Source organism: Maridesulfovibrio sp. FT414 (assembly GCF_050916235.1).
In the GTDB taxonomy this organism is placed as follows: Bacteria; Desulfobacterota; Desulfovibrionia; order Desulfovibrionales; family Desulfovibrionaceae; genus Maridesulfovibrio.
In genome coordinates, this window is sequence record NZ_CP104854.1 from 324,441 (window position 1) to 349,262 (window position 24,822).

Annotated in this window: 23 protein-coding genes; 2 read left to right on the forward strand and 21 right to left on the reverse strand. The window is 49.9% G+C overall.

Annotation, left to right across the window (positions count from 1 at the left end):
* Positions 1-189: 189 nt before the first annotated feature.
* Complete coding sequence (locus N7E73_RS01455) at positions 190-1,659, reverse strand: sigma-54-dependent transcriptional regulator (protein ID WP_432736993.1); 1,470 nt, start codon at positions 1,657-1,659, stop codon at positions 190-192.
* A complete protein-coding gene (locus N7E73_RS01460; protein ID WP_432736995.1) occupies positions 1,652-4,273 on the reverse strand; it encodes a hybrid sensor histidine kinase/response regulator in 2,622 nt (873 codons plus the stop codon). The genes N7E73_RS01455 and N7E73_RS01460 overlap by 8 nt, the downstream gene beginning before the upstream one ends.
* Before the next feature lie 217 nt (positions 4,274-4,490).
* Between N7E73_RS01460 and N7E73_RS01465 the strand changes: the two genes are divergently transcribed.
* Both N7E73_RS01465 and N7E73_RS01470 read left to right on the forward strand, forming a co-directional pair.
* The gene (locus N7E73_RS01465; protein ID WP_432736997.1) at positions 4,491-5,525 is read left to right on the forward strand and encodes an esterase-like activity of phytase family protein; all 1,035 of its coding nucleotides are present in this window, start codon (positions 4,491-4,493) and stop codon (positions 5,523-5,525) included.
* Positions 5,526-5,726: 201 nt separating this feature from the next.
* Positions 5,727-5,912, forward strand: coding sequence for a hypothetical protein (locus N7E73_RS01470; protein ID WP_432736998.1), 186 nt, complete (start codon positions 5,727-5,729; stop codon positions 5,910-5,912).
* Positions 5,913-6,008: 96 nt separating this feature from the next.
* Here the strand turns inward: N7E73_RS01470 and N7E73_RS01475 are convergent, their stop codons facing one another.
* The 19 genes from N7E73_RS01475 to N7E73_RS01565 form a co-directional block, all read right to left on the reverse strand.
* Positions 6,009-7,994, reverse strand: a complete 1,986-nt coding sequence (locus tag N7E73_RS01475; protein ID WP_432737000.1) for a histidine kinase dimerization/phosphoacceptor domain -containing protein — start codon at positions 7,992-7,994, stop codon at positions 6,009-6,011.
* Positions 7,995-8,070: 76 nt separating this feature from the next.
* Positions 8,071-8,457 (reverse strand): DUF3568 family protein, encoded by a 387-nt coding sequence (locus N7E73_RS01480; protein WP_432737001.1) that lies wholly within the window; start codon positions 8,455-8,457, stop codon positions 8,071-8,073.
* A 171-nt stretch (positions 8,458-8,628) separates the two neighbouring features.
* Positions 8,629-9,024, reverse strand: coding sequence for a response regulator (locus N7E73_RS01485; RefSeq protein WP_432737003.1), 396 nt, complete (start codon positions 9,022-9,024; stop codon positions 8,629-8,631).
* Positions 9,025-9,224: 200 nt separating this feature from the next.
* Positions 9,225-10,931 carry an FAD-dependent oxidoreductase gene (locus N7E73_RS01490; RefSeq protein ID WP_432737005.1) on the reverse strand — a complete coding sequence of 569 codons (1,707 nt, stop codon included), beginning with the start codon at positions 10,929-10,931 and terminating at the stop codon, positions 9,225-9,227.
* 260 nt (positions 10,932-11,191) lie between these two features.
* Entirely contained in the window at positions 11,192-11,398 is a 207-nt protein-coding gene (locus N7E73_RS01495; protein WP_432737007.1) for a heavy-metal-associated domain-containing protein, read from the reverse strand.
* A 203-nt stretch (positions 11,399-11,601) separates the two neighbouring features.
* On the reverse strand, positions 11,602-12,330 hold the full coding sequence (gene hisA / locus N7E73_RS01500; protein WP_432737009.1) for a 1-(5-phosphoribosyl)-5-[(5-phosphoribosylamino)methylideneamino]imidazole-4-carboxamide isomerase: 729 nt from the start codon (positions 12,328-12,330) through the stop codon (positions 11,602-11,604).
* Positions 12,327-12,983, reverse strand: coding sequence for a hypothetical protein (locus tag N7E73_RS01505; protein ID WP_432737010.1), 657 nt, complete (start codon positions 12,981-12,983; stop codon positions 12,327-12,329). Before N7E73_RS01505 ends, hisA begins: the two co-directional genes overlap by 4 nt.
* Positions 12,983-13,570, reverse strand: coding sequence for an imidazoleglycerol-phosphate dehydratase HisB (gene hisB, locus N7E73_RS01510; protein WP_432737011.1), 588 nt, complete (start codon positions 13,568-13,570; stop codon positions 12,983-12,985). Before hisB ends, N7E73_RS01505 begins: the two co-directional genes overlap by 1 nt.
* A 40-nt stretch (positions 13,571-13,610) precedes the next feature.
* The gene (gene tatC / locus N7E73_RS01515; protein WP_432738822.1) at positions 13,611-14,546 is read right to left on the reverse strand and encodes a twin-arginine translocase subunit TatC; all 936 of its coding nucleotides are present in this window, start codon (positions 14,544-14,546) and stop codon (positions 13,611-13,613) included.
* 236 nt (positions 14,547-14,782) lie between these two features.
* Entirely contained in the window at positions 14,783-15,121 is a 339-nt protein-coding gene (gene tatB, locus N7E73_RS01520) for a Sec-independent protein translocase protein TatB (protein ID WP_432737012.1), read from the reverse strand.
* Positions 15,122-15,343: 222 nt separating this feature from the next.
* Complete coding sequence (guaA, locus tag N7E73_RS01525) at positions 15,344-16,891, reverse strand: glutamine-hydrolyzing GMP synthase (protein WP_432737014.1); 1,548 nt, start codon at positions 16,889-16,891, stop codon at positions 15,344-15,346.
* A 15-nt stretch (positions 16,892-16,906) separates the two neighbouring features.
* Positions 16,907-18,364, reverse strand: a complete 1,458-nt coding sequence (gene guaB / locus N7E73_RS01530; RefSeq protein ID WP_432737015.1) for an IMP dehydrogenase — start codon at positions 18,362-18,364, stop codon at positions 16,907-16,909.
* Between the two features lie 286 nt (positions 18,365-18,650).
* Positions 18,651-19,358, reverse strand: a complete 708-nt coding sequence (locus tag N7E73_RS01535) for an ABC transporter ATP-binding protein (RefSeq protein WP_432737016.1) — start codon at positions 19,356-19,358, stop codon at positions 18,651-18,653.
* Positions 19,351-20,151, reverse strand: a complete 801-nt coding sequence (locus N7E73_RS01540; protein WP_432737018.1) for an ABC transporter ATP-binding protein — start codon at positions 20,149-20,151, stop codon at positions 19,351-19,353. Before N7E73_RS01540 ends, N7E73_RS01535 begins: the two co-directional genes overlap by 8 nt.
* Entirely contained in the window at positions 20,144-21,367 is a 1,224-nt protein-coding gene (locus N7E73_RS01545) for an ABC transporter permease subunit (protein WP_432737019.1), read from the reverse strand. The genes N7E73_RS01540 and N7E73_RS01545 overlap by 8 nt, the downstream gene beginning before the upstream one ends.
* 71 nt (positions 21,368-21,438) lie before the next feature.
* A complete protein-coding gene (locus N7E73_RS01550; protein WP_432737021.1) occupies positions 21,439-22,341 on the reverse strand; it encodes an ABC transporter permease subunit in 903 nt (300 codons plus the stop codon).
* A gap of 87 nt (positions 22,342-22,428) precedes the next feature.
* A complete protein-coding gene (locus N7E73_RS01555) occupies positions 22,429-23,547 on the reverse strand; it encodes a branched-chain amino acid ABC transporter substrate-binding protein (protein ID WP_432738823.1) in 1,119 nt (372 codons plus the stop codon).
* Between the two features lie 457 nt (positions 23,548-24,004).
* Entirely contained in the window at positions 24,005-24,628 is a 624-nt protein-coding gene (locus N7E73_RS01560; RefSeq protein WP_432737023.1) for a tetratricopeptide repeat protein, read from the reverse strand.
* Positions 24,618-24,758 carry a CcmD family protein gene (locus N7E73_RS01565; protein WP_432737024.1) on the reverse strand — a complete coding sequence of 47 codons (141 nt, stop codon included), beginning with the start codon at positions 24,756-24,758 and terminating at the stop codon, positions 24,618-24,620. Before N7E73_RS01565 ends, N7E73_RS01560 begins: the two co-directional genes overlap by 11 nt.
* Positions 24,759-24,822 lie beyond the last annotated feature (64 nt).

Consider the following 24,822-nt stretch of genomic DNA (forward strand, 5'->3'; position numbering starts at 1 on the left):
TGGCCTTTGAGCCGTTACTATTTTGCAACAAACGCCATAAAGCCGCGTCAACCCACAACCCCGTTCATTATAACAATAAAAGGCTCTGTCCAAATTTTCGGACAGAGCCTAGTCTGAAAAACAAGACCGATTATTTAATCAGTCAGAATCTTTGTTAAATATCTGTAAGGCGCTCCATCGCTCTAAGCACTAGTCCTTGATTTCATGCTTCTTAAGCAATGCGTAAAAATGGGAACGAGAAAGGCCTGAAACCTTCAGTATTTCAGCCACATCACCAGGATAGCGGGTCTGTAATTCCTCAAGATACCGCTTCTCTGCCATGCCTTTGAATATCTTCAGCGAAGGTAAATCACCACTGTAAAGAGTAGAAAAAGCCGAAGAGAGTGCAGGTTGAAGTTCAGCCGACGGACTGTCCGTTTTTTCAGACACAGTAGACACCTGCTTATCCAGGACATCGGACCCCCCTGTCCTGCCCTTTTTACGCAGGTTGGACTGAGCCATCTTGATTCGCAGCGCATCTGAAAGGTGCATACCGTAAATGGTGTTCCCGGCTCCGGCTGCTACAAAAGCCTGCTCCACAACATTGAAGAGCTGGCGCACGTTACCGGGCCAGTCGTAGTTGTTAAGCACATCATAAAAATCAGAGCTGGCAACCTTTGGGGGAACCTTGTACCGATCACTCAGGCGCGAAAGGTGGAAGTTGGTAAGTTCCCTGATATCCCCTTCCCTGTCCCGCAGGGCCGGCAGATGGATATGGATAGTCTGGATACGGTACAAAAGATCCTGCCGGAACTCTCCCCGCTTGACCATGGCCTCAAGGTCACGGTTGGTAGCGGCTATCAGCCGGAAATCACTTTTGAATTCCCTGTTTTCCCCGACCGGCCTATAAGTGCGTTCCTGCAGCACGCGTAAAAAGGACTTCTGCACAGCCAAGGGCATCTCCCCTACTTCATCAAGGAAGAGTGTTCCTTTATCAGCCAGAGGGATAAGCCCCTTGCGGTCCGCCTGTGCACCGGTGAAGGCCCCACGCTTGTGCCCGAAGAGAGTGCTCTCCACCAGCGTTTCCGTAAGGGAGGCACAGTCAACCACTACAAAATTATTGTCTGCACGCTTTGAATTGTCATGGATGGTACGGGCAAACAGCTCTTTTCCTGTTCCGGTCTCCCCATTTACCAGCACGTTGGCGTCAGATCCCGAGGCATGAGCCACAAGATCATACGAGCTTTTAATCTCAACACTTCTGCCGACGATGTTATCCAGATTAAGGGCCACGCACTGGGCCTTGTTCTGTTTTTCATTGTGAAACTCCAGTGCCCTGCGCATGGAAAGGGAAATCTGCTTGATCGAAGAGGGCTTCACAAGAAAATCCCAGGCTCCGCCCTGAATGGCCAGCTCGGCACCGTCAGCATCTCCCTTGCCGGTCAGGATAATCACCTCCGGAGCCCCGGAAGAATCCTTTACACGCTGCAGGTAATCCAGGCCGTTACCATCCGGCAGTGAAATATCGAGAAAAACCACATCAAAATCGCCACCGCTGACCTTGGAAAGGCCGTCCTTCAGGTTATAAGCACTGACTCCTTCATGCCCGGCACGCGCAATAAGGCTTTCAATAGTCTCACAGACCTGAACATCATCATCAATTATCAGGATTTTACCCATCTACTTTCTCCGGAGATAAAAGCACTTCCCTCACAGCCTCGGCAATGATCGTCTTGTTGTATGGTTTCATCAGGACCTTCCTGACATTCTTTATTCCGCAATCGGCTTCCGCCACGTAAGTAAGGACATTCCGCCGTCCCGACACAACCATCACCGGCAACAGAGGAGCCACCTCCTGCACCATCTTTGCCAGTTCAACTCCGTTTGTGTGCGGCATGTCAAAGTCGGTAATCATCAGGTCGAATAGTCCCGGGTCATTGGCAAGCAGTCTGAATGCTTCCTGCGGAGACGCCATAGCCGTCACACTGTAGCCCAGACTTTCCAGAATCCGTGGTGTGGTTTCAAGCTGATCAAGATCGTCCTCGACAAAAAGGATATTCTCATTTCCCAGCGGGAGCGTCCCGAAACTGATCGGCACGATGTCCCGCAACTGCCCTTGCACCGGCAGATAAATCTCGAACGTGGTCTTCACTCCCGGCGTGCTGTTGACTGAGATTCCGCCGCCATGACCTTTAATCAGCCCGTGCACAACAGCAAGCCCCAGCCCTGTACCCTCGGCCTTGCCCTTGGTGGTGAAAAACGGATCAAATATCTTATCAAGTATTTCAACAGGAATACCGGGACCGTTGTCAGTTATCTCAAGACGCAGATAAACACCGGGAGAAACCCGCAGGAACTGCGCCTGTTCATCCCCCACCTCGACCGTAGTCAGCGTAACTTCAATCCGCCCTCCTCCGCTGCGCAGAGAATGGAAGGAGTTGGTGCACAGGTTCATGATAACCTGATGGATCTGGGTGGGATCAGCCATCACCAGAGGGGCGCCATCGGGAACCTTTGCCGAGACCTCAATATTTCGGGGCAGCGAAGCCTTGATGAAATCCACTGTTTCCTGAACAACTTCACCAATGTCCGTAGGCTTGAACCCCTCCTGAGAGGGGCGGCTGAAAGTCAGAATCTGCTTTACCAGCCTGCTGCCGCGTTGCGCGGCCTTTACAGCCCGGTCAAGATCCTTCCATGTCATGGTCCCCTCATCAATATCGGTCAGAGCAAGCTCAACAGAGTTCATTATTGAAGTGAGGATATTGTTGAAATCGTGCGCAATCCCTCCAGCCAGAGTACCGATGGCCTCCATTTTCTGGGATTGAAGCAGCTGCTTTTCGAGGTTGACCTTGCTGGTAACATCCTGGGCAGTGGAAAGCGTTCCCACAACCTGCCCGCGCTCGTTGTAAAGAGGAACCTTGTTTATCTCAAGCCAGACCGGATCGCGGCCTTCCCGTGGCAGGGCCCAACTGATGCGCAGGATTGAGCGACCGGATTCGATAACCTTCCGGTCCCACACTGCAGCCTGAGCCGTAAACCTGCGATCGGTCCCAAGATCGGGGTCACTGCGCCCGATTATGGACGCCGGAGATCCCAGACCGAAAAAGTCCGTAAAAGAGTGGTTGGCACCGAGATAACGTTGATTCCTATCCTTCCAGCAGATAAGCAGTGGCAGGGTATCCATAAGAATCTCCTGAAAAGCCAACTGCGCGGTGATCCTCTTCTCTACCTTGCGCCTTTGCAGAATGGAGATGACCAGCATTACCAGAATCAGGCTGAGCACAAGAATGGATACGATTATATTCCAGAAAACCTGTTTATTAAGCTTGTAAAAATAATCCGGAGTATTGATTATCTCGCTGTCATCAGGAAGCAGGCTCTGATCAATCTTGAACCGCTCAAGAACATTGTAATCAAACATGTACCTTTCGTTAGTGGGAGTAACTACCCTGATACGCGGCATTCTTCCGTGCTTGAGAATGCTTACCGCCATATGTGCAGCCTGAGTCCCCTGCTCGATACCTGAAAGCAGCTTACCGCCGACAATGCCGTGCCCGAGCAAGAACTCCCATACACTGAAAATCATCACATCCGTATTGTCGTATATGATTTTCAGCACTTCCTCCGCGGTATAAAGCTCGCCGTGTGCCCCCTTGTAGAAAGGAGTAAAGAGCAGTATCTCGTCCCGATCCATACTCCGGGCCTTGGCAAGAAGTTCGTCAAGAGGTAGGTCGTTCCAGTAGTCAAACTGCAGCGTATCGCTGAAGTCCGGCTCAACCTTTCGTATCTGCTGGATAATGGCTTTAGAGGTGACAGATTTGTCGCCGACAACCACAACCCTCTTGAGTCCGGGAACAAGCAGAGTAAAAAGGTCCAGATTGGAGCGGATATCAGGATGTTCCAGCACCCCTGCATAATTGTCCCGCCCTTCGATCAGAGACGGCTTGAAATCATTTATCCCGCTGAAAACGACAGGAACTCCCGGGAAGAGCGACTCCTGATACTTCAGCATGAAATTGAGGGCGTTGTTATCAGACACAATGATGACCGAGAACTTGTACCCCCTGTATTTATAGGCATAATATGAATGCAGAATATCCATGAACGCTTCGTTCTGAAAGCGCTTGGTATCCATGTATTCAATATGCAGGTCAACGGTCAGACCGCTGGAATCAAGCACATCACGGACACCCTGAAGGATGTCATCTGACCACGCATACCCATTCTGATAGGAATTCAGAAAAAGTACGTTATACTTGTCGCTCTCCGCAAAGACAGTTGCGGAATGCAGCATAATTATTATCATTGACGCCAATGCGAAAAAATATCTCACCAGCCTGATTCTCCCTTAACTATAACAGGCGGTCCAGCTAAACGGACCAATTTTTAAGGCCGAGAAAACACCGGTTTCAGCCCGCAGGATCATATTCAAAAAACGTACCGTCCAGCAATCTATACAAGAATCATATTTACATGCTAACAAACTGCTTACCACATTATTCGGAGAAAAAATGCGAAAAATAATCATCTTCATACTCATGCTGTGCTGCTCTCCCATCGGGCTTTTCTTCGGGCCTTCGACCATGAAAGTCGACGCCAAACAACCAACGGAGAACCCTATTGAAATCAGGCTTGTCTCAACAAGGGTAGGTCCCGAAAACAATGAGCCGGTAAACATAGAGAATCCTCGCATAAAATACCTTGGAACACTACTGCTGGATAGCCCTCACCCGGCTTTTGGCGGATTTTCCGACCTGCTGGTCAGCTCAGACCGTAAAACCTTTCTGGCCGTAAGTGATCTGGGTTTCTGGCTGAAAGCCGATATTGAATACGCACCTGACGGTAGCCTGCAGGCAACGGGCACAAAAGCGAGACTGGGCCAGTTGCGCAATACAGACGGAAAAACCTACGCAATAAAATTCAATGCCGATGCCGAAGGCTTGAGCCGTGCCCCCCAATCCGGCTACCTTGTATCCTTCGAACGGGTCCACCGCATCAACTGGTTTGATAACGGGCATGACCTGACCCTTGCTGGAACTCCGGTTGATTATCCGGTACCGGAAAGCGTGAAAAAACTACCGGAAAACAATGGACTAGAAACGCTCCTGTTACTCCCGGACCAAAGAATATTTGCACTGTCCGAAGGCAAGAACGAAAAGAGGGCTTTATCCTACGCTGCCACGGTCAAAGACGGCAAATGGAGTGAGTTCAGCTACCGCCGAAGCGGAGATTTCAACCCAACATCCGCCGGAAACCTCCCGGACGGTAGAATCATGGTTCTGGAAAGACGCTACAACGGTCCGGGAACATTGGGAATAAGATTCAGAACCTTCCCCGTAGCGGAGATCAGTCCCGGTGTTACCATCAATCCGGATACACTTTTCGAAATAGCCTCTCCCCTGCCCAGAGACAATTTCGAGGGACTTGATACGGTTACCACAGAGGACGGCACGACTTACGCCTATATCATCTCGGATGATAATTTTTCGCCGGTGCAACACACCCTGCTGACCTTATTCGCAATTTCAGCAGAAAAAGCAGATTAGACATTGAAAATCATGAGCAACAAAACTGATATTTGGTTTTTTACTCAACAAAAACAAACAGTTAAAGCAAAGATAACAAAGGCTTTATATTCCGGTAAGATCGGTCTTTTTTCACCTTTTCTTTGGCGAAGCGTTGTTTTGTTTCGCTGGAAAGGTTATCTATTAAATATAAGAGTAAACCTTTCAGAAATGGAGGCCACCATGAAAGAAAAGAAAAACAAGAAGAAAGTAGTGGAAACGCCCACCCCGGCATGTCCGATAATGGGCAGGAAAAACGAGAATGACCTGTTCATGAACAGTCCTGAAAACTGGAATACCCAGGATAACAGAACCTTCATCATGAACGCGGATTTCAGGCAGATGGATTCAGCAAAGGATAAAAGCTAGAATGAAATCATCGCAAGATCCGATAGACCAAAGATCAGAATCTGAAAAGCATTGATCCCCCCTTTATCAAAGAATCCGTAAAGGGGGGATATTCTTTTATTTAAGCTTAAAGCTTAGCTCGAACCGGGAACCGCCCTCGGACCGACTTTGAAGGTTGCCGTCTATCTGTTGGACAAGGGTATCCACCAGTATATGTCCAAGACTGCCGGGGCGCTCTCTTCCATCATACCCAATACCGTTGTCGGCAACACTCATGTAGACGGTACCGCCTGAAAATGACAGTTCAACCGACACCTTCTGGGTTTCCCATTTCTGCCCCGGAGGGAAGGCATGGGTTATGGCATTGGTTAAAAGTTCGTTGACAATCAAGCCGCATGGCAGGGCCTGTTCAATCGGAAGTTTGATTGTTTCCAGCCTTGTAGCGAATCTGATGCGGTCGGCGACTCCGTAAGAGCTGACCAGCCTCAGTCCCAGACTCGAAATATACTGCCCGAAATCAATACAGCTTAAATCATCCGAGCGGTAAAGCTGCTCATGCACATAGGCCATGGAACGAACCCGGTCTATGGAGTGCCGGATAAGCGTAAGGTCCTGAGGATCATTGATATATTCGGTCTGCAGGTTGAGAAGACTGCAGATCACCTGCATGTTGTTTTTTACGCGGTGATGGACTTCCTTGAGAAGAGTTTCCTTTTCCCGCAGGGATTTCCTTACCTGCTCCTCGGATTTTTTCTTGCAGATGACGTTCCACATCCCTTCAAGAAGCAGCCTGAGATTTCTGACATTGTCGTCCTCGTATCCGCCTTTTCTGTTCACCAGAACGGCAACTGCGACAACTCGCCCGGCCTCAAGAACAGGAAGGGCAAGATAACTTTTCACACTTCCCGCAGAGAAAGGATGCAGGTTGTCATCCGGACCAACCTGATTGCAGCAGACCGGAGTCCTTTGGACTATACACTCGTTCCATACCCCGCATTCTGTAAGACTTGACGGTTGCGGAACAGGTTTTTTGCCACCGAACAGGCTTGTGCTGACCCAGTTCCTGAACCAAGTTTCACTGCCGTGTCCTTCCAATTGAACTATAAAGCCGGATTCACTTTCGCTGAGCTCCAGGCTGTTGCGGATCGCAAACTCAAAGAAGGTTCTGGCGGAGGATTCATTCATATGGGACATTTCATAAAGAGCCTTGAGCCGTTGCCTGTTCAGAACAGCACGACGGTCTGCTTCAACCCGCTCGGAAATATCACGTGCAATGGTCAGGATCTTTTCATCCCCATTAAGATAGACCTTACGTGAATTGACTTCGACAAAGATCTCCTCACCGGTACGCGTCTTGTGCACGATTGATTTAACAGCCCCGGCTCCGCTTTCGTCAGGCTTTGCATCCATGCAGGTGATGACCTTATCGACCCGGAGGTCGTAAGGAGTCATACTGAGAAGCTCTTCACGAGAATAGCCGAGCCTTTCGCATGCAACCCGGTTAGCATCTACAAAAGTCCCCCCGTCTTCATGGACAAATATGGCATCCCCGGCACCGTCAAACAGGGCCTGATACATTTTCTCTGAACGCTCAAGAGCCTGCCTGACCCGCAGGTCGTCTGTAATATCAGTGATTATGACCTGAACACCGTCATACCCATTATCAACACGGAAAAGTGGGGTAAATTTAAGACGCAGGTCCACCGACCTGCCTGAAGGCAACCGGAGGGAGAACTCATGGAGTTCAACGTGTCCGGACTGTTGCTGTGACTGAACCAGATTGAGTATGTTCTGTTGATCTTCAGCAGTGAGGGAGCTGAAAATTTTCAACAGATCAAATGACAAACGATCAGATTCAAAAAGCTGAAGAGCATTTTTATTTATAAAAACTGTTTCATATTCCTGGTCGAGTACCAGGACACCCTGATCAATATCATCAACCAACCGCTTAAAGTGATCGACCTGCGACCAACATCCGGCCGTGTTCAGATGACCGGTACCTGAAACAGAACGTAACCGACTTTCTAAGAGTGCCACCCTTGCCCGGGCGAACTCCAACTCTTTTTCAAGGCTTCCTTCATCGAAGCTTGGACAGGTATTCATTGCAGCTCCAAAGAAATCGCAACAGGCAAGCACAGCTAAAAGGCTGCACTTGCCTGAACTTAAACGACTTTCTCTGTTACAGATATTTCTTTATCGTAGACAGAATTCTCAAGGAAGCCTGCTCGTCACCAAGAATACCGTAACGAACAGATACTTCCGTATTTTTGGACGAGGTACTGCTCAAATCAATATATACTGTTTTATCGACATCAATAGCCTTGATCTCAGCTTCACTCAGCCTCTTCGTATTGCTCTCAACCCTGAGATTAAGCTCTTTGCAGGCAGACAGAGCTGCTTTATAGGTAGATCCCAGATCTGCATTATATTTCTGAGTAGCTTTACCAGCGACGTACACATAAGTGCCGCCCGCAGCGGCACCACCAAGAAGAAGAGCTCCACATCCGGAAACAGAAAGAGCTAAGAACGAAACCAGAATCAGGGAAACGAGGTTTTTAACTGACATTTTTACATCCTCTCATTATTCAATTTATACATTCATTTTTTTCGTCACGGTCGAATATGTCTTACACTTAAACTTGAGTCAACTCCTCCCGCCAAAGGTATCACAATTATCACCTGACAAAAAAAAACGGCCGTAAAACGACCGCTTTCTGAAAATCGGCTGACCATCAGTCTACAGGATATGATTTTCACGCAGCTCACTCATAACATGGACCTTGTTGAAAGGTTTTACAATGTAGCAGCTGGCATACCCCTTGAAAAAAGCCTGACTGACATTCTTGGTATCCTTGAGCGAGGTGATCATGACAAGCTTGAACTCATCTGGCCCGTTCACCTGCAACTCCTTTTCCAATTCGCGCAGTTTCTTGGTGGCTTCATGACCATCCATCTCAGGCATCAGAATATCCATAAAAACCGTGTCATATGGATCTTTTTCTTCAAATGCCTGTCTGTACTTATCAATTGCCTCTGCCCCGCTGAATACTGCCTCGCAGCGGGCATACGGCGACAAAAGCTGAGTCAAATACATGTGGACGGCTTCATCGTCGTCAATAATCAAAAATTTCATACACCCGTACTCCCATAAATTGAAAACCGGCATCCGGTTCAATACCTCACGTCATAATTAGCAATAATTCTAAAAAAAATATAAGTGTATAGCAACCAGTAAAACAAATTTTCCCGTTAATAATAATTACCTGCACAAAATAAAAAAAGCGCCGTCCCCTGCAATGAAGGGACGGCGCGACAAATTAGATAAATTAACTATTAAATATCAACGCCATAAGCTTTTATCATAGCCATTCCGCCCTGAGTATTGAGGACTTCCTCAAATCCGAGAGCGTCAAGCATGATCTGAGCTTCGTAGGAACGTCCCCCGGTGTTGCAGACCAGAACAAGCTTCTTGTCACGCGGAATCTCCTCATGACGTCTCATTATTTCACCCTGCGGGACATTATGCCAGTGCTCAGGATATTTTTTGAGGAAGGGTTCGGCGTCTGCATTCTCGCGGACATCAAGGAAGCAGTACTGGCCGCTGTCACGATCTGTCCACAACTGAGCAAAGGTATCGGGACCGTGGCCATGGTTCATGCCCGCAAGGGCATTGTCAGCCATGTTGGCAACGGAGTTGAGAACGTCCATTGCTGATGCAAACGGAGGTGAATATGCAACTTCAAGGTTGCTGACGTCTTCAATGGTCGGCTGGAATTTCATAATGGCAGCAACGGCGTTGATGCGTCCGACCATTGCGTCTCCACCGGCTGAAAGGCCCTGAATTCCAAGAACTCTGCGGTTGGACTTATCAACCACCAGTTCAAGACTCATCATGTCCTTTTCAGGATAGAAATGGGCACGGTCAGCCATGATAAGAGTAACACTGATTGCGTCAAAGCCAGCCTGTTTGGCAGCGCCGAGACTCATTCCGGTACCGGCCATTGCCTTTTCGAAAATCTTGACACACCAGGAACCAGCTGCAGGTGGGAACTTCTCGTTGCGGCCTGCAAGGTTTCCTCCGATAACACGGCCCTGTCTATTGGCCATGGAGCCCATGGGCAGGAACAGAGGTGAACCGTCAACTGCGTTTTTGATGATCGCGCAGTCGCCCCCGGAGAAAATCAGCGGATCTGAGGTACGCATGGTTTCATCCACAAGGATGCCCCCTCGTTCGCTGCATGCAAGTCCGCATTCACGGGCAAGCTTGTCGTTGGGGATGACTCCGGCGGAAATGATAACGAGGTCGGCCTCAATTTCACCATCCGCGATTACAACCTTTTCTGCCTTGCCATCGCCGATAATAGCTGAAACTGTCTGTCCGAGCTTGAAGGTAACGCCCTGCTCTTCCATGTGTTTCTGACCCATTTTAGCCAGCACCGGGCTGCACATACGGGGCAGTATCTGATCAAAAATTTCAACAACGGTAGTTTCAATACCCCACATGTCGGAAAATGCCTCAGCCATTTCAAGACCGATAAAACCGGCACCGACAACTACGGCCTTGCTGTAACGGCCTTCAGTGATGCCCTGCTTGATCTTCTCAGCGTCATGCATGTTACCGACATAGTATACGTTTTCAAGATCTTCTCCAGGCAGATTCAGTTTGCGGGGAGTAGCGCCGGTACCGATTACGAGCTGGTCGTAGCTGAGCACGCTTTCTTCGCCGGTCCTGAGGTTCTTTATGTGAACCTGCTTGTTCACGCGGTCAATTTGGGTTGCTTCTGTGGAAGAAAGGACATCAACCCCCTTGATATCGCGGAAAAATGGCTCGTCCCTGACCATATGAAAAGCAGTGGTACGAAGCTGGTTTGATTCCGAAACATCGCCGGAAACATAGTACGGGATTCCACATCCACCGTAGGAGAAAATATCGTCTCTATCGATAAGGGTAACCTTGGCGTCCTGTCTGATCCTTTTAAAGCGACAGGCAGCCTTGGGTCCAAGTGCAACAGCACCGATGACAACTACATGTTCTGACATGAACCGAACCTCTGTTTTGTGATTAACATGACTCCAAAAAAGGCATCTTTTCCGGAGGGGAATTGTCTTTGGTTTAGCAACTAATCATTTTAGCGAATAAACGCAAGTAGCTGAAGACTATAAGAACGATTCAAACGCAATATTCAAAGAACTTAAACGCAGGTTAAATAGAGATTTCCAGACCGACCTTGTGCATCAGACAACAAAAAACGGGAACCGGTTTCCCGATTCCCGTATTCAAGACATATTAAGCGAACTGACTACTCCACTTCGCCAGCTTCAAAACCGATTTTGTTGATAATCTCTTTGACCTTCTCAGGATCAACAGGTGCACTTTCTTCATAAGTTGCACATGCATTTTCAAGGCTGACCTTAACATCGGTAACACCCTCAATTCCGCTGAGAGCTTTCTCAACAGAGCCAACGCAATGCATACAACTCATACCCTTGACTGCTATTTTTTTCATGACCTACTCCATACGGGATAGCTAACACCGGTCAGTAAGAAATCTCTCTATACGCAACACGACTTGAGCATACAGAGAGATCCTCCGGCAGCCAAAGGAACGCATTCCTTTGCAACCCCGATCGGTTTAAGTTGATAATCTTAAAAAAGCATTTGGCCCCATGCAGTACATGGAAGCCAATACCGATAACATTCTGCAGAAACTTAATTGTTTTCAAGCCATTCAATGGCTTCTGCAAAATTCAGGGTGCCGGTGTAAATGGCTTTACCGGAAATAGCCCCTTCAAGCCCTTTAGAAACCAGCGGCTGCAGATTGATTATGTCCTCAAGGGTTGCCACACCGCCCGCAGCAATGACCGGAAGCTTGGTCTTTGCACACAGATCTTCCAGAGCCATCAAGTTAACTCCGGTCTGCATTCCATCCCTGCTGATGTCGGTATAGATGATGAAAGCAGCTCCTGCGGCCTCAATGCGGGGAATAATGTCGAACACTGAAATTCCGGCATCCTCAACCCATCCGCGGGACTTGAGCTGACCGTTTACTGCATCAAGGGACACACCGATCTGTCCGGGAAATTTAGCACACAGTTCGGCAAAAGTTTCTTCATCCTCAAGAGCCATGGTACCGATAATCAGGCGTTTTACCCCTGCCTCGATGTATTTTGATGCAGTCTCGATATCGCGAATGCCGCCACCGAGCTGAACTGGAATGCCCAGTTGGGAACAGATCTGCCTGATCAGTTCAAAATTCTTGGGCATTCCACTGAATGCTCCGTCAAGATCAACAACATGCAGGTACTGTGCTCCAATACTTTCCCAGTAACGGGCCTGAGCAACGGGGTCACTTGAAAATACTGTTACAGCATCAGCCTGTCCCTGAGAAAGGCGTACACACACGCCGTCTTTGATATCTACAGCGGGGAAAACAATCATAAACCGAGCTCCATGAGTCCATTATCAAGGGCTTCGTCAGCAAGCTCCATGGCTTTTACCCACTTGCCACCCCGCTTGAAAAAGGTGCCTGCGTTCAGCACATTGGAAGAAAGCGGCTGCTGGGTTTCGTCAAAGTGGTAACGTCTGACAATGCTCTTGTTGTTAACATCGATAAGGTACAGGTCAATAAGTACGGATGCGGGCTGGATATTGAAGTCTGCCTTCTGCATGCCGCGCAGGTCCTGCCAGAAGAGAACCTGAGGAACCAGAATATAGTCCGCAGTCATGCACTCGCCAACCTTCACCCAGTAGGCGAAAGCGGCTTCACGACGGGATCCCATATTCTCGAAAACTTCGATTTCCTGACACTGGCGTGTAATGGCAGGCCGGGCGTACCCCGTGACTCCGTGGCGGGCAAGAACCTCGACCATGGCGTCATCAAGCTGCTGCAGAACTTCCTTCTTGATGGGCTGTCCTTCATGGGGAAGGTATCCGGCCAGAAGCTCCCAGTTGAAAACAGGGTTTGTGAATCCGGCAACAGCAATTGTTCCCACCGGGCGGGGAAGCTTGACAATTTCACTCTTGCTGGCGCAACCGCTTAAGGTCGCCATAGCCAATACACAGGTCAGAAGAAGAGGGAAAAGACGTTTCATCAATCGAGACTCCCTTTTGTACTGGATACACCTTGCCTTTCTACGGACAGGGCATTGCGGAAAGCCAGCCCCAGAGCCTTGAACGCTCCTTCGAGCAGATGGTGGCCGTTGCGCCCGTATTCAAACTTGATGTGCAGGTTCATCCCGGCCTTGAAGGCAAGGGACTTGAAAAACTCGCGCCAGACATCCTTCTCATCTCCGGCAATAATCGGGGGAAGGATTTCGTCATCATACACAAGATAAGCTCTTCCCGAAAGGTCTATAACCACCTCAACAAGAGCTTCGTCCATGGGAACCTTGGCAAAACCGATACGGTTGATGCCCTTACGGTCCCCCATGGCATCAAGTATCGCCTGTCCCAGAACAAGTGCGATATCTTCCAGGGTATGATGCGAGTCGATGTCGAGGTCACCTTTGCACTTGAGATCAAGGTCAAATCCGGCCCAGAAACTCATCAGGGTCAGCATATGATCGGCAAACCCCACTCCGGTGGAGATGTCTGTACGACCTTCCCCGTCCAGATTGACGGTCAGGGATATATCGGTTTCCTTGGTTGTGCGGACAATCGACGCAGATCTCTGTGACAAAACGAACCTCACTTATCTTATACCGCCAAAATGGCGGACATTACATTTCAATCATATCCTCGTCGTAATCGGCTTTCCTGGGAGTGTCTTTCTTCTTCCGGGGATCACCTGACTTCTCATCGTCCGCATCGCCCTGCGGCTCTGCACCGGCCTTTTCCGCCTCAGCTTTTACAGCAGGCTCCGGCTGATCTTCTGAAGAGTCCGGCTCAGCACCAGAACCGCCCTCAGGACCGGAGTCATCAGGACCTTCTTCCTGCATCTTTGCCTTGCGGCCTCCGCGCTTACCGAAGAAATAGGCCACCCAGATACCGATCTCGTACAGCAGGATAAGCGGTCCGGCCATGAGGGTCTGGGTCATGACATCCGGCGGAGTAAGAATAGCGGAAACAATAAAGCAGACCAGAATGGCATACTTGCGTTTGCTGCGCAAACCTTCGGAAGTAACCACCCCGAGCCGGGCAAGGAAAAAGATGAACAACGGCAGTTCAAAAATCAAGCCGAACGCAAAAAGGAGCTTGAGCGAAAAACCGAGATACTCACTCAAGGTCGGCATCGGTTTGATAAACTCGTCTGCAAATCCCATGAAGAATTCACAACCAAACGGAAAGACAACGTAGTAACCGAAAAGAGCTCCGCCCACAAAAAAACATGCGGACAGGAAGGCCAGCGGTATCATCCACTTGCGCTCGTGCTCATAGAGTCCGGGAGCGACAAACCCCCAGACCTGGGAAAAAATATAAGGGGAAACCATGAACACGCCCGCCACAAAAGCGACCTTCAGGTAAGTGACAAAGCCTTCAGGCAGGGAGGTGAAAATCAGGGTTGAATCCGGAGGCAGAACTGCCACCAGCGGCGCCATAAGCAGGGAAAAAAGAGGCTTGGCAAAAGAGTAGCATGCGAGAAATCCGATACCGCAGGCAATAAAAATACGTACAAAGCGTTTGCGCAGCTCCTCAAGATGCTCAAGAAAGGTCATGGGAGCTTCGTCTTCATCCGGCTCCTCTTCGTCCTCTTCCTCTGCTTCTACAGACGCGGTATCCTGCATTTCAGCAGGCGGAGCAGATTCGGAAGGAACGTCAACAGCCTCTTCAGCAGTTACAGCAGTCTCGTTTTCAACAGAACCGTTTTCAGAATCAGCAGCAGTAGCTTCTATATTTGCCTGCTCCTCAGAATCCTCACGGCCTACATCTCGCGAATCTTTCTCCTCAGAACTCATGCCTTCTCGCCCTCAGTCTTGGGTGCTTCGGCTACGGTTTCAGTCTTTTCTTCAGCCTGCTGCTTTTCAGCTTCAGCCTTGCGGGCTCTTTCCATGGCTTCAGCTTCGGCTTTCTGGCGGGCTGCTTCCTTCTCTGCTGTTTCCTTGGCTTTTCTCTCTTCGTCAGCAGCGGAGATTTCAGCATCAAGAGTGTTCTTCACATCGTTTGACATCTTCTTGACCTCGGAAAGACCGCGGCCGAGATTCTTGATAAGTTCAGGAAGCTTCTGGGGCCCGATAAGGATCAGGGCCACAACCAAAATCACGATAAGTTCTGTAGAACCGATACCGAACATATTAAATCCTTGTTCTTGGTGGCAGTAAAAAGCACGTATACGCCGGAAGCCTATGCCGGGTTCCAACACGGAATCCGGCATAGGCCCTCTTGAATTGCTGATGTCTTGTAACCGATTTCGGAAACTTTATCTACGTCTTATCACCACTGAAATTCAGCACATTTCAACCGGGCGATCTGCTTTGTATTACAACTGACGCTTATCCGAAAACGGGGTGAGTCATTATTCCCACTCGATGGTTGCCGGCGGCTTGGAGGAGATGTCCAGAACCACGCGGTTGACACCCTTGACCTCATTGATGATCCGATTGGACATGCGGGCAAGAATATCGTTGGGGATGCGGCTCCAGTCGGCGGTCATTGCGTCGATACTGTCCACTACGCGCAGGGCGATAACGTGCTCATAGGTACGGTCATCCCCCATTACGCCGACAGTCTTGAGCGGCAGCAGAACAGCAAACCCCTGCCATACCTTGCGGTACCAGCCGGTAGCATGCATTTCGTGCTGTACGATCTTGTCAGCCTGACGCAGGATTTCAAGACGCTCCTCGGTTACATCACCGAGAACACGGATAGCAAGGCCGGGACCGGGGAAAGGCTGACGCCAGATGATATGCTCAGGCAGGCCAAGTTCGTAGGCGACCTTGCGCACTTCGTCCTTGAAGAGTTCGCGCAGGGGCTCTACGAGATCGAGATCCATGTCTTCAGGCAGTCCGCCAACGTTATGGTGGGACTTGATGACCGCAGAGGGGCCCTTGAAGGATTCGGATTCAATTACATCAGGATACAGGGTGCCTTGTGCGAGGAATTTGACATCCTTGAGTGCAGTTGCTTCCTCATTGAAAACATCGATGAAGGTGTAGCCGATGAGCTTGCGCTTCTTTTCGGGATCTTCGACACCTGCAAGCTTGTCGAGGAAGAGTTTTGCTGCATCAACGCACTTCACGTTGAGTTCGAAATGCTCTTCAAGGAAGCCGATTACTTCCTCACGCTCGTGCATGCGCAGCAGGCCGTTGTCTACAAAGATGCAGTGCAGGCGCTTGCCGATAGCCTTGTGCAGCAGAACGGCAACTACAGTAGAATCGATTCCGCCGGAAAGACCGAGCACAACCTGATTCTCACCGATCTTCTGGCGCATTTCCTCAATGCAGTTTTCAACGAATGAGGACATGGACCAGTCTGCCTTGAGGCCTGCAATCTTGAATACGAAGTTATTGATAATGGTGGTACCGCTCTCGGTATGAGCCACTTCGGGGTGGAACTGGAGAGCGTACATTTTCTTTTCGTCATTGGCCATTGCCGCAAAGGGAATGGACTTGGTGGTACCGCAGACCTTGAATCCTTCGGGGATTGCTTCAACGCGGTCACCATGGCTCATCCATACGGTGAGGTGCTCAATGTCTTCGATACCGTCCCAGAGAACGCAGTCACCGGAACCGCAGAATTCCGCACGACCGTATTCGCGGTCTTCGGAGGAGACTACCCTGCCGCCGAGGTCGTTGGTCATGAGCTGCATGCCGTAGCAGATGCCAAGCACAGGCACTCCGAGTTCAAGCAGGGAGCGGTCGAGCTGCGGAGAATCCGCATCCAGTACGGAGGAAGGACCGCCGGAAAGGATCAGTGCACCGGGTTTGAGATCCTTGATTTTCTGAGGATCTACGTTGCAGGGGTGAATCTCGGAATACACACCTGCTTCACGGATTCTGCGGGCGATCAGCTGTGTGAACTGAGACCCGAAATCCAGAATGATTACTTTATTATCGTGCTGCATGACGACTCCTGAATATTAATAGGAATCAACCCGGTAGTTGGGTGCTTCCTTGGTGATGATTACATCGTGCACGTGGCTTTCCTTGAAGCCGGCGGCAGACATCTGGGTGAACTGGGCCTTTTCGACCAGTTCGGTGGTGTTGGCACAACCAACGTAGCCCATGCCGGAACGCAGTCCGCCCATGATCTGGTAGATGCTGTCGGAAACGGGTCCTTTGTAGGGAACGCGACCTACGATACCTTCGGGAACCAGCTTGTTGGTATCCTTCTGGAAGTAACGGTCGGAGCTGCCCTTCTTCATGGCGTCGATTGAACCCATACCGCGGTAAAGTTTGTAGCTGCGGCCCTGATAAAGAACTTTTTCACCGGGGCTTTCGTCGGTTCCGGCAAACATGGAACCCATCATTACGGTGTTGGCGCCGGCGACAAGTGCCTTGACAACGTCACCGGAGAATTTGATGCCGCCGTCACCGATTACGCAGACACCGCGTTCGCGGCAGGCGCGGGAAGCTTCCATGATGGCGGTGATCTGCGGAACGCCCACACCGGCAACAACACGGGTGGTGCAGATGGAGCCGGGACCGATGCCTACCTTTACTGCGTTTACACCGGCGTCGATGAGAGCCATTGCACCATCATAAGTTGCGATGTTACCGCCGATGATCTGAGCATCGGGGTAGCAGGAACGGAGTTCCCTGATCGCGTCAAGAATACCTTTGGAATGGCCGTGAGCGGAATCAAGGGTAAGGAAGTCAACGCCCGCACTGATCAGAGCGGAACTTCTTTCCATAAGATCGCGGCCAACACCTACAGCAGCGCCGACGCGCAGACGTCCGTGGGAGTCCTTGGCAGCGTTGGGGTATTTCTTGACCTTGTCGATGTCCTTGATGGTGATCAGACCGGTCAGCTTGTTCTCTTCATCAACAACCAGCAGTTTTTCAATGCGGTTTGTGTGCAGGTGACGTTTGGCTTCATCGGAAGAGATACCTCTCTGCACGGTAACCAGGTTGCGGCTGGTCATCACTTCGGAAATAGGCACGTTGCGATCAGTGATGAAGCGTACGTCGCGGTTGGTGATAATACCGACCAGATGTTCGCCCTTAACTACGGGGAAACCGGAAATCTTGAACTCGGCCATAAGGTCGAGCGCCTTGCCCACGGTATCGTCGGGATGGACGGTGATGGGGTCGGTGACCATGCCGGATTCGGACTTCTTGACCCGCTCAACTTCACGGACCTGATCGCGAACGGACATGTTCTTGTGAACAACACCGGCACCACCGTGGCGTGCCATCTGAATAGCCATGTCGGACTCGGTAACGGTGTCCATGGCTGCGCTGATAAGGGGGATACCGAGAGTGATTTCCTCGGTAAGTTTGGCGGATACGTCCACCTGATCGGGAAGAACTTCCGAATAGGCGGGCAAAAGCAGAACATCGTCAAAAGTCAAAGAATGACCTACAAGCTTTTCCATGTTGCCCTCGCAAAATGATTTGAAATATTATCTAAAAGAAAAGAGAAATCATTTAATCCATGATTCCTCTCAAGGCTACAGCCCGGTCTTCTGGCGGTCGACAGGGCGCGCTGCCGTCAGCTTAGTTCGGGTTCTGGCAGGTACTTCCCTGCCGGGATTTTCAATCTTTGATGAACTGATTATATACTTTTTTGCAGCGGACTCAAGGCCGATACAAAAAAGATATTTTAAAGTGTTCGGCCCCGCATATTTGCGGGGCCGAGTTTTGTCAACAATTAACTTTTCCTTACAGTCCGAGATAGGCTTTCTTTATGTCCTCGTTGGCAAGGAGATTTTCGCTGGAATCGGAAAGTATTATCTCCCCGTTTTCCATGACATACCCCCTGTGAGCGGTCTTCAATGCCAGGTTCGCGTTCTGCTCCACTAGGAATACGGTGGTACCGCTTTCCTCGTTAATTTTTTTAATAATTTCAAAAATCTGTCTGATAATAAGCGGAGCAAGACCGAGTGAGGGCTCATCAAGCAACAAAAGTTTCGGACGGGCCATCAATGCACGGGAAATGGCAAGCATCTGCTGTTCACCACCTGAAAGGTTACCTCCGGCCTGCTTGCGCCTTTCCCAGAGAATAGGAAAAAGCTCAAAGCAGTGCTCCATATCAGCCTTGATCCCTGACTTGTCTTCGCGCAGGAAAGCACCCATATCCAGGTTTTCGGTGATGGTCAGATCCGGGAAGATCAGGCGTCCTTCAGGAACCTGAGAAATACCCATCTTTACGATGCTGTCAGGCTTTTTTTTATGGATGGGCTCTCCGTTATAGAGAACCTCACCGGTGCGGGGAGGAACAACACCGCTGATGGTCATCAGTGTGGTGGTCTTTCCGGCTCCGTTGGCTCCGATTAGGGTAATGATCTCCCCCTGCTCGACATCGATATTGATATTGCGCAGGGCCTGAATATTTCCGTAGTAGGTATTGACGTTCTTGAGCTTAAGCATCGAGGTCCTCCCCAAGATATGCCTTGATGACAGCGGGATTTTCGCTGATTTCCTTGGGTGTGCCGTGTGCGATCTCCCGTCCGTATTCAAGAACAAACAGGCGGTCCGACAGAGACATGACCATTTTCATATCATGCTCAATGAGCAGGACGGATATCTTATGCTTATCCTTGATGGAAACGATCAGGTCTTCAAGCTCAAGTGTTTCCTGCGGGTTCATACCTGCGGCAGGCTCGTCGAGCAGCAGCAGGAAAGGATCTGTGGCAAGAGCACGGGCTATTTCAAGCCTTCTCTGCGCCCCGTAAGGAAGGTTGCGGGCAAGTTCATCGGAAAACTGCTCAAGTCCGAGCTCCTTCAGCAGTTCATAACTCTTCAGAATCGTTTCCTGCTCTTCCCTTTTTGTACGCGGGTCACGGAGGACAGCACCAAGAAATGAAGCCTTGGTACGACAGTGACATCCGATCATGACGTTCTCAATGACGGACATGGACGGAAAGAGCCTGATGTTCTGGAAGGTACGAGCCATTCCGAGCTCAGTAACATGGTTGGGCTTCAGGCCGTTGATGCGCTTGAAGCCATTACCTTTGGGATCAATATTCACATCCCCGAGAGTCGGGGTATAAATTCCGGTGATGCAGTTGAAGAAGGTGGTCTTCCCGGCTCCGTTGGGACCGATAAGGGCTACGATCTCCCCTTCCTTCACATTGAGGTCCACATCATCAAGGGCGCGCAGCCCACCGAAGTCTTTACAGACGCCCTTAACTTCGAGAACTGTTCTTTTTTCGCTATTCATTTGCGCCACCTAAAGCCTTCTTTACTGCGCTTATATCAATTTTTTTGCGCACGTCACGAACAAGTCCCTGCGGTCTGAAAACCATCACCAGTACCATGGTGGCTCCGAAGACCAGCATGCGGTATTCCGAAAAGTCCCTCATGTATTCCGGCAGCAGGACAAGCACCAGCGCACCGAGGATAACACCGAGAATGGACCCCATACCGCCGAGAACTACGATGGAAAGAATGATCGCGGACTCAAGGAAGGTAAAACTGGCCGGGTTGATGAAGGAGGTCTTGGCCGCAAAAACAACCCCGACGAGTCCTGCCCATGTGGCACCGAGGGAGAAGGCCATGAGCTTGGTCTTCATTTTGTCGATCCCCATGGCCTGACAGGCGATCTCGTCTTCACGCAGGGCCTGCCATGCACGCCCTATTCGGGAGTTTTTCAGCCTGCTGACGACGAAAATGGTGAATACGACAAGTACCAGCATAAGGTAGTACATGAAATTGACCTGTGCCACGAATCCCTTGGCAAGACCGAAAAATTCAGGCCGGGAGATATTGGATATACCGGAAGGACCGTGGGTAAAGGAACCCCAGTTTTCCAGCACAAGACGGATGATTTCCCCGAATCCGAGGGTTACGATGGCCAGATAGTCACCGCGCAGCCTGAGCACCGGAAAACCGAGCAGAATACCGCATAAAGCTCCGAGAAGAGCTCCAATGGGCAGCGCTACCCAGAAACTGATTCCCCAGTACATGTTCATGAGCGCATACGAGTATGCACCTACAGCGTAAAAGGCCACGAAGCCGAGGTCAAGCAGTCCGGCAAGACCGACAACGATATTCAATCCCAGACCAAGGACAACATAAATAAGGGCCGAGGTCATGACGTTGATCTGGTACATTGAAAACAGTTTCGGAAAAGCGATAGCAAATGCAGCTACGCCTGCAACTAATGTCCAGTAAAACTTCGGGTTTGCCATTATCCTGCCGAAAATTGAGTTTTTTTCGACACTGGAAGCTTCTTCTTCCTTCCTGCCCTTCTCTTTGCGGTCAAGCATGAACCGCCAGAGGAAAGAAAGGACAAAAGCAGCCGCTCCCACATAAAGGACCCGATCAAAATGCCAGGTGACCGACTTGTCAACCGAGTTCACGAAGACCCCCATTATCGGCAGGGTCAGAAACATGAACCACAGTGAAGCCAGTATAGATTTTTTCAAGCCTTCCATATTAAAAAATATCCATTTTTTTTCATGTTTTATCAGCAGGAACCATGTCCTGCCGGCATGATCCCGCCCGGTTAAACCTTCTGAATCGGAGCCTTGCCGAGAAGTCCGGAAGGCCTGAAGATGAGGATGAGAACAAGCAGCGCAAAAGCAAATACATCTTCGTAATCGCTGGAGACATAACCGGTACAGAAACTTTCGGTCCAGCCGAGGATAAGGCCGCCGAGCATGGCTCCGGGAACGGAGCCGATTCCACCCAGAACTGCCGCAGTAAAGGCCTTGATACCGGCAATGAATCCGATGAAGAAATTGATCTGTCCGATATGCGAGGCAATGAGAACCCCGCCGACAGCCGCAAGGGCCGAACCGATCACGAAGGTTGCTGAAATAACCTGATCAACGTTGATACCGACAAGCATAGCCATTTTACGGTTCTGAGCCGTGGCGCGCATGGCTTTGCCTATTCTGGTGTATTTGATGAAAAGATTAAGAGAAATCATGACTACGGCTGCAACCACGATGATGACAAAATCAGTGGAGCCGATCATGGACTCAAAGTTCTTCAAAAATCCGAATTCAGGAATCAGGCTGGGGAAAGAGAGGAAGTCGGAAGTCTGTGAAAGCATTACATAGTTCTGAAGAAAAATGGACATACCGATCGCGGAGATGAGCGGAGAAAGTCTCGGCGCATCACGCAGAGGACGATAGGCTATCTTTTCAAGTGTATAACCGTATGCCGAAGCATAGATAATGGCTGCGATGGACGCCAGAAGGATGATTGATGCCGCAGGAAAACCGAAACTGGTCAACACACCGGCAACCACCAGTCCAACGAACGCCCCGATCATGTAGATTTCGCCATGGGCAAAGTTGATCAGTTCAATAATACCGTAAACCATGGTGTAGCCGAGGGCTATCAAAGCGTAGATGCTTCCCCTGGTCAGACCGCTGAAGAATAATTCCAGAAAATATTCCATTTGAACCCTGCTGAATCAAGATTCAGGGGACAGGCCCCCAAGAGCCCGTCCCCTGAACCGGAATTGTTTTAAAGCTTAGGTGGTTGCCTATTTGACTTCCACGTACTCGCCGTTTTTAACCTGATATACTGAGAAACCTACGCCGATAGCGTCACCCTTTGCGTCGAATTTGATGTTTCCGACAGGGGTTTCAACTTCGGTGGTGCGCAGTGCTTCTACGATCTTGTCGTAGTCGGTGGACTTGGCGTTATCGATAGCTTTGAGCAGTGCAAGAGCAGCGGAGTATGCTTCAAAGTAGAATGCTCCGGGCTCTCCACCTTCGTGGGTGGCTTTGTACTGATCAAGAGCGACCTTGTACATGGGGTTTCCGGTGATATCGAGGGGGCCGGTTGCGTAAACGCCTTCAGCAGCTTCGCCGGCGATATCGATGAAAGCCTTACCCTTTACACCGTCATCGGAAACAAAGGGAATGGTCATTTTTTTCTTGCGGATCTGGGAAACGATTTTGGATGCTTCAGGATGGTAACCACCGAAGATTACGCCGTCAGCGCCGGTGGATTTGATTTTCTGAACTACTGCGGAGTAGTCAACTGCGCCCGGGGTTACGCCTTCGAACAGGGCGACTTTGACACCTGCCTCTTCAACGTATTTCTGGGCAAACTCAGCAAAACCCTTACCATAGTCACCTTTGTCGTGAATGATGGCGATGTTCTTGAGTCCGAGCTTTTCCATGGCAAATTTAGCAGCGAGTGCTGCCTGAGCATCGTCGGAAGCAATGGTTCTGAAAAAGTTGGGGTAATCACCGCTCTGGGTCAGAGGGGGGTTGGTGGCGGAAGGAGACATGCACACCAGATTGGATTCTTTATAGATGGGCAGAGCAGCCTTGGTAGCACCAGAGCAGATGTGACCCAGAACAACGGTAACACCGTCGGAGAGCAGTTTCATGGCTGCGTTGGTAGCAAATTCAGGTTTGCACTGGTCGTCCTGAGTGGAAATGGCCACCTGCATACCGTTAACGCCACCGGCGTCGTTGATTGCTTTTACCACGAGTTTGGCAGCTTCAACTGTAGGAAGGCCGTAGGCAGCGAGGTCACCGCTGTGGGCACCGGGAACACCGAGAACAACTTTACCGCCGGCGATGGCGGAGCCGAAACTTCCTACGGTCAGCATAACAGCGACCAGCATAGTCAGCACTGAACGTTTCATCATAACACTCCTTGACTGCGTTTATTTACGGGCTTTAAACCCGGGTTACCATATTTACCACGTAACAGCTCGTGGCCTCCACGAAAAGGCCCAAGATGAAACGAGAAACAACACCCTAGCACACTGCGCACATGAAAATAAACCATATACGACAGAGATCTGGAATCCGGTCCGCAAATATTGTCCTGATCCGGCAAGACGGACAAAATTCAGGTATATTCCGAATTTCAGATTAAGAACTTATTGATTAGCCGCATACGGGCAAACTTGTCAATGATTCACAGCGATTTGCGAATAAAGTAAAGCTATTCTGCCAAAACTTTCGAATATAATCGCCAAGTCTTACATTTTTGAAAGCTGGGACGTATTATCTCCGTGAGCAAACACTTACGCCAGCTGACTGATTTCTCAAAAAAAAGGAGCCTGCAATGCTGCAGGCTCCTTTTTTATAATCAAACTACTGTTCGGGATGAGGATCTTTCTTGAGTTCTTCTTTAGCTCTTTTCCTCATGTCTTCCGGAGAGTTGGGATTGTCGATGATCTTTTTGAACTCGGCATCCGCCGCTTCATGTTCATGGAGATAATATTTCTTGATTATCCCGGTATTGAACCGGGCCATGGAGTCGTCCGGGTCAATTGCCAGAATGCGGTCAAATGAATCAGCCGCTTCCTTGAACTGCTCAGCCTGATAAAAGCACATACCGAGCCCCATCAGGGCAGGCACATTCTTCGGTTCTTTGCTTATCACCTTCTCAAAGAAAGTCTTGGCCCGGTCATAAGCCCGAATCATCATAAAGGAATTGGCCAGTTCAAGCTGGATTTCCATGTTTTCCGGTTCCTTGCCCATTTTCTCCATGAGTTCGCGAACACGCTTCATGCTCTCATCGTTCATGGCATCCATGCCGCCCGGCATTCCCCCACGACTCTCCTGCTGGAATTCAACTTTATTGCCTGGATGGTTCATGCGGTAAGAAAGAGAGGTCACAAAAATAGCAACCAGTGAAGCGCCAAGCAGCCACACCAGTGCCTTTTGTCCGCCTGTAAGCGAGAACCCTTTAAGGTCCGATCTGCTATTTGTCATTTTCGAGCAACTCCATCTGCCTGATGCGGCGTTCCATGGATGCACCCTTGGCCGCAATGAAAGCCAGATATCCGGCAATCACGGCCCATACAGCGATATTCGCGATAAGCAGGTAAGTTTCACTGTTCATATATCTAAACTCCTGATTTTTATGATTTGAGTCTCCCATAAGACATCAAAGGCATGCCCCTGAG

Coding starts and splice junctions, on each gene's coding strand:
- N7E73_RS01535 (WP_432737016.1), bottom strand. CDS start 19,358: ATGCTTAAGCTCAAGAACGTCAATACCTACTACGGAAATATTCAGGCC.
- N7E73_RS01495 (WP_432737007.1), bottom strand. CDS start 11,398: ATGAAAAAAATAGCAGTCAAGGGTATGAGTTGTATGCATTGCGTTGGC.
- tatB (WP_432737012.1), bottom strand. CDS start 15,121: ATGTTCGGTATCGGTTCTACAGAACTTATCGTGATTTTGGTTGTGGCC.
- N7E73_RS01470 (WP_432736998.1), top strand. CDS start 5,727: ATGAAAGAAAAGAAAAACAAGAAGAAAGTAGTGGAAACGCCCACCCCG.
- N7E73_RS01475 (WP_432737000.1), bottom strand. CDS start 7,994: ATGAATACCTGTCCAAGCTTCGATGAAGGAAGCCTTGAAAAAGAGTTG.
- hisA (WP_432737009.1), bottom strand. CDS start 12,330: ATGATTGTTTTCCCCGCTGTAGATATCAAAGACGGCGTGTGTGTACGC.
- N7E73_RS01490 (WP_432737005.1), bottom strand. CDS start 10,931: ATGTCAGAACATGTAGTTGTCATCGGTGCTGTTGCACTTGGACCCAAG.
- N7E73_RS01505 (WP_432737010.1), bottom strand. CDS start 12,983: ATGAAACGTCTTTTCCCTCTTCTTCTGACCTGTGTATTGGCTATGGCG.
- tatC (WP_432738822.1), bottom strand. CDS start 14,546: ATGACCTTTCTTGAGCATCTTGAGGAGCTGCGCAAACGCTTTGTACGT.
- N7E73_RS01465 (WP_432736997.1), top strand. CDS start 4,491: ATGCGAAAAATAATCATCTTCATACTCATGCTGTGCTGCTCTCCCATC.
- N7E73_RS01555 (WP_432738823.1), bottom strand. CDS start 23,547: ATGAAACGTTCAGTGCTGACTATGCTGGTCGCTGTTATGCTGACCGTA.
- N7E73_RS01460 (WP_432736995.1), bottom strand. CDS start 4,273: ATGCTGCATTCCGCAACTGTCTTTGCGGAGAGCGACAAGTATAACGTA.
- N7E73_RS01540 (WP_432737018.1), bottom strand. CDS start 20,151: ATGAATAGCGAAAAAAGAACAGTTCTCGAAGTTAAGGGCGTCTGTAAA.
- N7E73_RS01550 (WP_432737021.1), bottom strand. CDS start 22,341: ATGGAATATTTTCTGGAATTATTCTTCAGCGGTCTGACCAGGGGAAGC.
- N7E73_RS01480 (WP_432737001.1), bottom strand. CDS start 8,457: ATGTCAGTTAAAAACCTCGTTTCCCTGATTCTGGTTTCGTTCTTAGCT.
- N7E73_RS01560 (WP_432737023.1), bottom strand. CDS start 24,628: ATGACAAATAGCAGATCGGACCTTAAAGGGTTCTCGCTTACAGGCGGA.
- N7E73_RS01455 (WP_432736993.1), bottom strand. CDS start 1,659: ATGGGTAAAATCCTGATAATTGATGATGATGTTCAGGTCTGTGAGACT.
- N7E73_RS01485 (WP_432737003.1), bottom strand. CDS start 9,024: ATGAAATTTTTGATTATTGACGACGATGAAGCCGTCCACATGTATTTG.
- N7E73_RS01565 (WP_432737024.1), bottom strand. CDS start 24,758: ATGAACAGTGAAACTTACCTGCTTATCGCGAATATCGCTGTATGGGCC.
- guaB (WP_432737015.1), bottom strand. CDS start 18,364: ATGGAAAAGCTTGTAGGTCATTCTTTGACTTTTGACGATGTTCTGCTT.
- guaA (WP_432737014.1), bottom strand. CDS start 16,891: ATGCAGCACGATAATAAAGTAATCATTCTGGATTTCGGGTCTCAGTTC.
- N7E73_RS01545 (WP_432737019.1), bottom strand. CDS start 21,367: ATGGAAGGCTTGAAAAAATCTATACTGGCTTCACTGTGGTTCATGTTT.